The following is a 9324-nucleotide window of genomic DNA, read 5'->3' on the forward strand; positions in this document are numbered from 1 at the left end:
GCCCGGGTGGGCGTCGACGCGGCCCGGCCACCAGAAACGGTCCCCGAGCAGGAACGCCAGCGCCGGCACCAGGACCGTGCGGACCAGCAGCGTGTCCAGCAGGACGCCGATGCAGACGATGATGCCGATCTGCGTGAGCGTGATCAGCGGCAGCACACCGAGCACGGCGAACACCGCGGCGAGCAGCACTCCGGCGCTGGTGATCACACCTCCGGTGACCCGCAACGCGGACAACATCCCGGCGCGGGTGCCCGTGCTGCGGGCGTCCTCCCGAGCACGGGTGACCAGGAAGATGTTGTAGTCCACGCCGAGGGCGACCAGGAACACGAAGGCCAGCAGCAGCACGCCGCTGTCGAGCGCCGGGAAATCGAGCACGTGGTCGAAGAGCAGCCACGCGGCACCGAGGCTGGCGAAGAACGACGCGATCACGGTGAGCACCAGCAGCACCGGCGCCAGCAGACCCCGCAGCAGCAGCACGAGCACCGCGCCGACGAGCAGCAGGATGATCGGCAGGATCAACCGCAGGTCGCGGTCGTTGGCCTGTTCGGAGTCGTACGTGGCGGCCACCGAACCACCGACGATCGCCCCGGCGGGCGCGTCGGCGCCGGCGACGGCCGGGGGAGCGGAGCCGGGAACGGCGGCGACCGCGTCGCGCAGCGCCTCGATCGTGCGGTCCGAGGCGGTCGTGCCGGGTTCGGCGTCCAGCACCACGTCGACCTGGGCGACGGCCTCGCCGGCGTCGCCGGGTCGCGCGGAGGCGACGCCGGGAACGGCGGCGGCGACGTCGGTGACCGCCCGCACCGCCGCCGGGGTGGTGAGCACGGCCACCGGTTGGGTGCTGCCGGCGGGGAACGCCCGGGCCAGGGTCTGCGCGCCGGTCACCGCCTCGGGCTGGGCCCGGAACTGCTCGGTCTCGGACAGGCCGGTGCGGATCCCGAGCCCACCGAGCGCCAGGCCGCCGAGCAGCAGGGTGGCCAGCACCGCGACGACCACCGGACGGCGTTGCACGGCACTGCCGAGCCGACCCCAGAGCCGGCCCTCGCGCACCGGGCCGCCGACGCGGGGTACGAAGGGCCAGAACAGCCCGCGACCGAAGAGCACCAGCACGGCGGGGAGCACGAACAGCGCCGAGAGCATGGCGAAGACCACACCGGTGGCGCAGGCCACGGCCAGTGCCCGGTTCGTCTCCTGCTCGCTGAGCAGCAGGGTGAGCACACCGAGCACCACGGTTCCGCCGCTGGCCAGGATGGGCTCCGCGGTACGCCGCAGCGCGGCGCGCATCGCCGCGAAGCGGTTCTCCTCGCGCCGCAGCTCCTCCCGGTAGCGGGCGATGAGCAGCAGGGCGTAGTCGGTGGCGGCGCCGAAGACCAGCACGCTGGCGATGCCGGTGACCTGGCCCTCTTGGAGGTTGATGCCGACGGCCGGCACGATCGTGTCCACCGCGCGCAGGGTGAGCTGTTCGGTCGCCGCGACCACGAGCAGCGGAACGATCCACAGGAACGGACTGCGGTACGTGATCAGCAGCAGCAACGCGACCACGGCGGCGGTCACCGCGAGCAGGCTGACGTCGGCGCCCTCGAAGACGGACGACAGATCCGCGGTGAAGGCGGGGGCGCCGGTGACCTCGGCGGCCAGCCCGTCGGGCAGGTCCGCGAGCGTGTCGCGCAGCTGGGTGACGGTCTCGGTGACCGCCTCCTGGCCGCCGGCGGTGTCCAGCGGCACGGCGACGAGCGCGACGGTGCCGTCCGGGGAGACCTGCGCAGGGCTGACCCGACCGCCCACCGCGAAGCGACCCAGGTCGCCGGAGCGGGCGGCGAGGGCGGCCCGGTCGGCCTCGTTCAACGCCGCACCGTCGCCCCGACTGACGACCACGATGGCCGGCTGGACGTCGCTGGACGGCAGCTGGTCCTGGAGGCGCTGCACCTGGGTCGACTCCCACTGCACGGACAGGCCGGTGGCGGAGACCGGCGCCGGGTTGTCCGGTCGGGGTATCCCGAAGACGGCCGCGCCCACGACGAGCGCGGCGGCCACGGTGAGCCAGGCGGCCAGCCGGCCCCGCGCGACAGTGGTGAAGACAGACATCGGTGACCCCTAGATCTTTCGAGAGTCGAGTATCTTGATAGACGAGATTATCGGCGGCTGTTCTATGCTGCAACCCGGGGACCGACGACGGGGAGAAGCGGCGCGAGGTGGCGACTCACGGCATGTACCGGCGGCGCGACACGCGCCGCGATCAGCTGGTCGCGGAGATCACCAACAACCTCCGGCGGTACGCGGTGGACGCCCAGCAGGTCGGCCACGCCTTCGCCAACCTGCACGGCCTCAACCCGACCGACCTGAACGCGCTGATCGCGGTCATGGACGCCGAGCTGTTCGGTGACCCGATCACCCCCGGCCGCCTCGGCGAGCAGCTCAACCTGTCGTCCGGGTCGGTCACCGCCCTGATCGACCGGCTGGAGCGGGCCGGGCACATCCGCCGGGACCGGGACACCGTCGACCGACGCAAGGTGCTGCTGCACTACGCCGACCAGGGCGCCGCGCTGGCCATGGAGTTCTTCCGGCCGCTGGGCGCCCGCACCGACACGGTGATGGACCGCTTCGGCGAGGACGAGCTGGAGGTGGTGCACCGGTTCCTGGCGGAGATGGGCGAGTCGCTGCGGGCGCACCGCGACGCGGTCCGCGCCGCCCGGCCCGAGCCGCCCCGCCGGACGACGGGCTGAGCGTGCCGGGCCGGCTCGTCGCCCGCCTCGCCGCTGCCGCGCTGCGGCTTCCCGCCGTGCGCCCCGGCCCGGTGCGGGTCACCCGCGACATCCCGATCCGGGTGCGCGACGGCGTCGTGCTGCGGACCGACCACTACGCCCCGGCCGACCGGTCCGCCCCGACCGTGCTGATCCGCACCCCGTACGGGCGGGGCGGGCCGTTGCGGCTGCTCGGCTGGTTGCTCGCCGCGCGCGGTCGACACGCGGTGATCCAGTCCTGCCGGGGCACGGGCGGCTCCGGTGGCACGTTCGCCCCACTGGTGCACGAGCGCGACGACGGGGTGGACACCCTGGACTGGCTGCGCCGCCAGCCCTGGTGGTCCGGAGCGCTCGGCATGTTCGGCGTCAGCTACCAGGGCTTCGCCCAGTGGGCGCTGGCCGCCGACGCCGGCGAGGACCTGCGCGCGATGGTCGCGGTGGTGACCGCGTCGTCCACCCGGGACTCGACGTACGCGGGGGAGTCGTTCGCCCTGGACACCGTGCTGACCTGGGCCGAGCTGCTGCACGCCCAGACCGTGTCGAGGCTGGCCCGGCAGTGGGAACTCAAACGTGGGCAGCCCCGCTTGGCTGCCGCACTGGATCACCTGCCGCTGGCCGGAGCGGACCGGGTCGCCACCGGCGTCACCATCCCGTTCTTTCAGGAGTGGCTGCGCCATCCCGACGCCGCGTACTGGAAGGGCCGGGTCTTCGCCGACCGGGTGGCCCGCGTGCGCGCACCCGTGGTCATGGTCACCGGCTGGCACGACATCTTCCTGCCCGCCCAGCTCGACGACCACGCCACCCTGCGCGCCGCGGGCGCCCGGCCGCGGCTGGTGATCGGCCCGTGGACGCACGGCAGCCCCGGTCTCTTCGTGGCCGCGTTGCGCGAGGGACTGGCCTGGCTGGACGAGCATCTGGGCGGGTCTGCGGCCGACGAGCGGCGGCCCACCGAGGTGTCCCGCGGGGCCCCGGTCCGGCTGCACGTGGGCGGTCCCGACGGCGGCTGGCGGGACCTGCCGGACTGGCCACCACCGGCCACCGACACCCCGTGGCACCTGCACCCGGGAGGCGAGCTGGCGATCCGCCCGCCGAACCCCTCGGCCCCGGACGAGTTCCGGTACGACCCGGCCGACCCCACCCCGTCGCTCGGTGGCCCGCTGCTGGTCGCCAAGCGGGCCGGCCCGGTGGACAACCGGCACGTCGAGGCCCGGCCCGACGTCCTGACGTACACCAGCGCTCCGCTCACCGAACCGGTAGAGGTGATCGGCGGCGTACGCGCGGAGATCCACGTCCGCAGCGAGCTCGGGTACCTGGACGTCTACGTCCGGCTGTGCGATGTGGACCGGCGAGGGCGCTCTCGCAACGTGTGCGACGGACTGGTCCGGGTCGCACCCGGCCGGTTCGCCCTCGACGGGTCCGGGGCGCTGCGGGTGCCGTTGCCGCTCTGGCCGACCGCGTACCGGTTCGCGGCCGGGCACCGACTGCGCGTCCAGGTCGCCGGCGGCGCCCACCCGCGCTGGGCGCGCAACCCGGGCAGTGGGGAGCCCCTCGGCACGGCCGTTACGCTGCGTGCCGGCTGGCGGCAGGTTCTGCACGATCCGGCGCATCCCTCGGCGCTGTGGCTGCCGATCGTCCACACTGCCCCGCGCAGCATCTGAAACGAAGATACCCCATCTGAGCTGGGCGTTCATGTTTTGTGCGGGCTATGGTTGGGTCAACGCCCGGCGCCGTGCACCAGTAGGCCGGGCTCGCGTGAGGCCCAGCACCGCGTACGCGGTGTGACGTCATGTCCGGCCCCCGTCAATCGGAAGGGGGCCCCATGACCCGGGCTCCGGCGAACCTGTTTGCCGTCCGAAGTCTCCTTCTCACGCACCTCAACGTCGACCCGAACACCGTTCGCGACGCCGACCTGGAACCAGCGGAGGTCGGGATCGTCGGTGACGCGGCCCACCGGGGCGGCTACCACTGCGGATCGGACCGGGTGGTGACCAACGACTACTCGGTGGTGGAGTCGTCGCGGGACCGCAACGGTCTGACCCTCGACGCGGCGGCGCTCGACGTCGGCGGCTTCGAGGTCCGTTCCGGCGGACGTACGCACACCCTGCCCAGCTTCTCGCTCTGGTGTGTGGGTCAGTGCACCGCGAACGCGGCGGACACCCGGGACATCCGCGAGATCATCTACAGCCCCGACGGTACGACCGTGAAGCGGTGGGACCGGCTCGGCAAGCGCACCAGCGGCGACAGCTCGCACCGCTGGCACACCCACTTCAGCTTCTTCCGTGACGCCATCAAGGCCGGCGGTGACCAGCGGCCACTGTTCCGCCGCTACCTCAGCTCCATCGGACTCCTGGAGGACGACGACATGACCCCCGAAGAACACAACTGGCTGGCCACCGTCCACAAGAACCTGACCGTGCTCGACGGTCGTAACCCGATCGGTCAGGTCTACCTGCGCCTGGCCGAGGGGCGGGACGACACCGGAGCGCCGGTGACCGGCCACCCGAACCTCAAGAGCCTCGGCGTGCAGATCACCGCCATCCAGACGGCGCTGAACACGCTGGCCGGGCGCGACTTCACCGACGAACCGGCGATCATCGCGGGCGTGCTGGCCGGCCTGACGCCGGAGAAGATCGCCGCGGCCATCCCGCCTTCCATCGCCAAGCAGGTCGCCGACGAACTGGGCCGCCGGCTCGTCGCCTGAGCGAGGGGCGGCTCGTCCCCACCGGGCCGCCCCTCCCCACCACTATCCGCAAGAACGATTGGGCAATAGTCGTTGCGCAACTGCCATTGCGGATGCGATGCTCGCGCCATGGACACACCCGACGTACGCCAGGTCACCGACTCGCGAGTGCTGGCCGCCATGGCCCACCCGCTGCGCCGCCGACTGATGGACGTGCTCAAGGTGCACGGCCCGTCGACCGTCGGCCTGCTCGCCGAACGCACCGACCAGGCGCCGGCGAACGTCAGCCACCACCTCAAGGTGCTCGCCGCCGCCGACCTCGTCACCGAGGCTCCCGAGTTGGCCCGCGACCGCCGCGAACGGTGGTGGCAGCTCGTCACCCGGGGAGTGCGCTGGTCCAACGCCGACTTCGACGCCGACCCGGCGGCCCGGGCCGTCGCCGACGCCGCCACCTCACTCAACCTGGACCGGCACGTCTCCCTGGCGCGCGCCTGGCACGCCAGCGACGAGTCGGCGCAGGCCGCCTGGGCCGACGCGCCGTTCTCGACGGACAAGTGGCTGCACCTCACGCCCGAGGAACTGGCCGAGCTGAGCCGCGAGATGATCGACCTGCTGGATCGCTGGGCGGCCCGACCGCTGCCCGACGACGGCCGCGAACGCCAGCCCGTCTTCGTGTTCGTCCACGGCGTACCGGCCCGGCCGTGACGGCGGCCACCCGCACCGACCCGAGCCCGCTCCGACCGGCCGGCGGGCTGCTGCGGCATCGCGACTTCCGCCTGCTCTGGGCCGGGCAGACGGTCAGCAGCATCGGCAGCAACGTCACCACTGTCGCGCTGCCCCTGGTGGCGGTCGCCGTGCTCGACGCCGGCACCTTCGAGGTGGCGGTCCTCACCGCCGCGGCCTGGCTGCCCTGGCTGCTGATCGGCCTCCCGGCCGGCGCGTGGGTGGACCGGCTGCCACGCCGGCCCCTGATGGTGGTCTGCGACCTGCTCTGCGCCCTGGCGTTCCTCAGCGTGCCGGTGACCGCCGCCCTGGGCCACCTCACCGTCGAGCAGTTGCTGCTTGTGGCGCTCGGCACCGGCGCCGCACGGGTCTTCTTCGAGACCGCCGACCAGGTCTACCTGCCGGTGCTGCTGCGGCCCGAGCAACTGCCCGAGGGAAACGCGAAACTACAGGCCACGCAGACCGTGAGTTACGTCGTCGGGCCCGGCATCGCGGGCCTGATCGCCCAGCTCACCGGGGCGGTCGCCGCGTTGCTGCTGGACGCGCTGACGTTCCTGTTCTCGGCGGTCCTCCTGCTGCGCATCCGCACCGCCGAGCCGCGCCCCGCCCGGCCGGACCGGTCCCGGTCGCTGCGTCGGGACATCGTCGAGGGACTGCGCTTCGTCATCCGCGACCCGTACCTGCGGGTGCTGACCGTCTTCGGCGCGGCCAGCAACATCGGTCTGACCGGCTACCAGGCGGTCCTGGTGGTGTTCCTGGTGCGTGAGCTGCGGCTCGCACCGGGCCTGGTGGGCGTGCTGGTCGGAGTGATGAGCGCCGGGGGAATCATCGGCGCGCTGCTCGCCACCGCCCTGGCCCGCCGGTGTGGCACCGCGCGCGCCATGCTGATCGGGGCAGCCCTGAGCGGCCCGCCCGCCCTGCTCATCCCGTTGGCCGCACCCGGCGTCGGGCTGGTCTGGCCGGCCCTCGGCGGCGTGCTGATCGGCCTCGGAGTGGCCATCGGCAACGTGGTCAAGGGCGCCTTCCGGCAGACGTACACACCGCACCACCTGCTCGGCCGCGTGACGGTGAGCATGCACCTGCTCAACTTCGGTGCCATCCCGCTGGCGGCCGTGCTGGCCGGAGCCCTCGGCGCGCGCTACGGCGTTGGCACGGCGATCGGCGTGATGACCGCCTGGTTGGCGATCACCCCGCTGATCATGCTGATAGGGCCGCTCCGGGGGCGGCGGGACCTGCCCGCCGCCCCGGCAGCGTCTTGAGTGCACTGCGACGGCGGCCGGGGACCGACCGCCGTCACCGGCACGGAACTACATCGGGCGGACGTTGTCCGCCTGCGGGCCCTTCTGGCCCTGGGTCACCTCGAACTCGACCTTCTGGCCCTCGTTGAGCTCCCGGTAGCCGCTCGAAGCGATGGCGGAGTAGTGGACGAACACGTCCGGCCCTCCACCGTCCTGCTCGATGAAGCCGAAGCCCTTTTCCGAGTTGAACCACTTAACCGTGCCGGTTGCCATGCATCTCTCCCTGTTCAAAGCGGCGGACCACCGGCCTGTGGCCGATGGTCGCCCGTACCTGTTCGACAGTAGCGGGCGAAGCCGCGATCTGCCGGCCGAAGTGCCGTAGGTGTTTACTCGAACTCAGATGAACTCTGTGCGCGCCGGCACGCGAAAGCCGCCCCGACCACCCTCCGCTACGGCATGCTTGCGCCGATGAGGGGTGCCGCAGCCACTGCGCTGTCCGAGCTGGAGCGCGAGATCGACGCGCCCGGTTCCGGCCTGGACCGGCTTCAACTGGTGCCCACCCCGTTCGTCCCGGAGGTGCGGCTGCACCTCGCCGAGGACGCGATCGTCTGGTGGGCCCGGATGGAGGCGCTCGCCGGTCACGCCCTGCCACCGCCGTACTGGGCCTCCGCCTGGGCCGGCGGCCAGGCCCTGGCCCGGCACCTGCTGGACCATCCGGAGCTGGCCGCCGGACGCCGCGTCCTCGACCTCGCCGCCGGCTCGGGTCTGGTGGCCATCGCCGCCGCGCTGGCCGGCGCCGCCGACGTCGTCGCCAACGACATCGACCCGTACGCCGTGGCGGCCATCATCGTCAACGCGCGCGCCAACCGGGTCACCATCGACGCCAGCGGGGACGACCTGCTCGACAGCGTCGGCGTCGACGCCGATCTGGTGGTCGCCGGGGACGTGTTCTACAGCCGCCCGATGGCCGAGAGGATGCTGCCGTTCCTGCGACGGGCCGTCGCCTCCGGCGCCGAGGTGCTGGTCGGGGACCCCGGCCGGGGGCACCTGCCCGCGGACGGGCTGCGGGTGCTGGCCGACTATCCGGTGCCCACCACCGAGCCGTCGGTGGACTCGTCGCTGCGCCGGGTGCAGGTGCTGCGACCCGCGTGACGCGCGGGCCCTCTCAGGGGCGACCCCGAGGCGGATACCAGGGGGCGCTGGGGGCTGTGACCTGATGTCCGCGGGGGTGCGGCGGCCATAGCGTACGAGGCATGACGCAATGGCTGGCCCAGGTCGGAGAACTGCCCATCCTGGTGCTGATGGGCGCACTCGGGCTGGTCATGCTCTTCGACGCCGTACCGTTGCTGGGTGTGCTGATCCCCGGTGACGTGGCGATCCTGGCCGCGGTCGGGGTGGGCCGCCCGGCCACCGGGCTGGCCACCTTCGCCGCGGTGCTGGCCGGCTGCCTGGCGGGCTGGTCGCTGAGTTTCCTGGTCGGTCGCCGCTACGCCGAGCGCCTGCGTCACAGCCGGATCGGGGGCTGGATCGGTGAGTCGCGCTGGAGCGCGGCGGAGGGGATCCTCAGCCGCGGCGGTGGCCGGATGATGATGATCGCGCCGTTCCTGCCGGTGTTCAACGCGCTGCTGCCACTGGCCGCCGGCGGGCTGCGGATGTCGTACCGCCGGTTCCTCGGCTGCGCGACCCTCGGCGCGGCGGCCTGGGCCGGTCTCTACCTGGCGCTGGGCACCGCGTCGCGGTCGCTGGCCGGGCTGCTGCCGGGGGCGCCGAGCCCGCTGCTGGTGACCATGGGGGTGGGGCTGGCGCTGGCGTTCGTGGTGCTGGTGGGGGCGCGGCGGCGGTTCTCTGCTCTTGCTGGTTGAGCTGTTTGGGTTGGGCTTGCCGTGGTTGCGGTGGGGGGCGGGGGCCTGCCGTGCCCGGCTCCGGGCGGTCAGGCTTGATCCCT

At 72.9% G+C, this 9324-nt stretch carries 9 protein-coding genes; 7 read left to right on the top strand and 2 right to left on the bottom strand.

The features are described from left to right. Positions 1–2082: efflux RND transporter permease subunit (locus AB0J68_RS19010; RefSeq protein ID WP_363939667.1), on the bottom strand; the 2082-nt coding region annotated here is incomplete at its 3' end. Between the two features lie 122 nt (positions 2083–2204). Here AB0J68_RS19010 and AB0J68_RS19015 point away from each other — a divergent pair. The 5 genes from AB0J68_RS19015 (at position 2205) to AB0J68_RS19035 (ending at position 7400) form a co-directional block, all read left to right on the top strand. Beyond that, the gene (locus AB0J68_RS19015; RefSeq protein WP_354861427.1) at positions 2205–2720 is read left to right on the top strand and encodes a MarR family transcriptional regulator; all 516 of its coding nucleotides are present in this window, start codon (positions 2205–2207) and stop codon (positions 2718–2720) included. A 2-nt stretch (positions 2721–2722) separates the two neighbouring features. Further along, a complete protein-coding gene (locus AB0J68_RS19020; protein WP_363939669.1) occupies positions 2723–4396 on the top strand; it encodes a CocE/NonD family hydrolase in 1674 nt (557 codons plus the stop codon). 161 nt (positions 4397–4557) lie between these two features. Further along, the gene (locus tag AB0J68_RS19025; RefSeq protein ID WP_363939670.1) at positions 4558–5439 is read left to right on the top strand and encodes a hypothetical protein; all 882 of its coding nucleotides are present in this window, start codon (positions 4558–4560) and stop codon (positions 5437–5439) included. A gap of 108 nt (positions 5440–5547) precedes the next feature. After that, positions 5548–6123, top strand: a complete 576-nt coding sequence (locus tag AB0J68_RS19030; RefSeq protein ID WP_355134706.1) for a metalloregulator ArsR/SmtB family transcription factor — start codon at positions 5548–5550, stop codon at positions 6121–6123. After that, the gene (locus AB0J68_RS19035) at positions 6120–7400 is read left to right on the top strand and encodes an MFS transporter (RefSeq protein WP_363939671.1); all 1281 of its coding nucleotides are present in this window, start codon (positions 6120–6122) and stop codon (positions 7398–7400) included. The genes AB0J68_RS19030 and AB0J68_RS19035 overlap by 4 nt, the downstream gene beginning before the upstream one ends. 48 nt (positions 7401–7448) lie before the next feature. Here AB0J68_RS19035 and AB0J68_RS19040 read toward each other — a convergent pair whose 3' ends face one another. After that, entirely contained in the window at positions 7449–7652 is a 204-nt protein-coding gene (locus AB0J68_RS19040) for a cold-shock protein (RefSeq protein WP_007462771.1), read from the bottom strand. Positions 7653–7847: 195 nt separating this feature from the next. On the opposite strand from AB0J68_RS19040, the gene AB0J68_RS19045 reads away from it, so the two are divergent. After that, complete coding sequence (locus tag AB0J68_RS19045) at positions 7848–8531, top strand: 50S ribosomal protein L11 methyltransferase (RefSeq protein WP_354863203.1); 684 nt, start codon at positions 7848–7850, stop codon at positions 8529–8531. Positions 8532–8632: 101 nt separating this feature from the next. Beyond that, entirely contained in the window at positions 8633–9241 is a 609-nt protein-coding gene (locus AB0J68_RS19050) for a VTT domain-containing protein (protein ID WP_363939673.1), read from the top strand. The last annotated feature ends 83 nt before the right edge of the window (positions 9242–9324 follow it).

Source organism: Micromonospora sp. NPDC049580, assembly GCF_040675595.1.
GTDB lineage: Bacteria > Actinomycetota > Actinomycetes > Mycobacteriales > Micromonosporaceae > Micromonospora.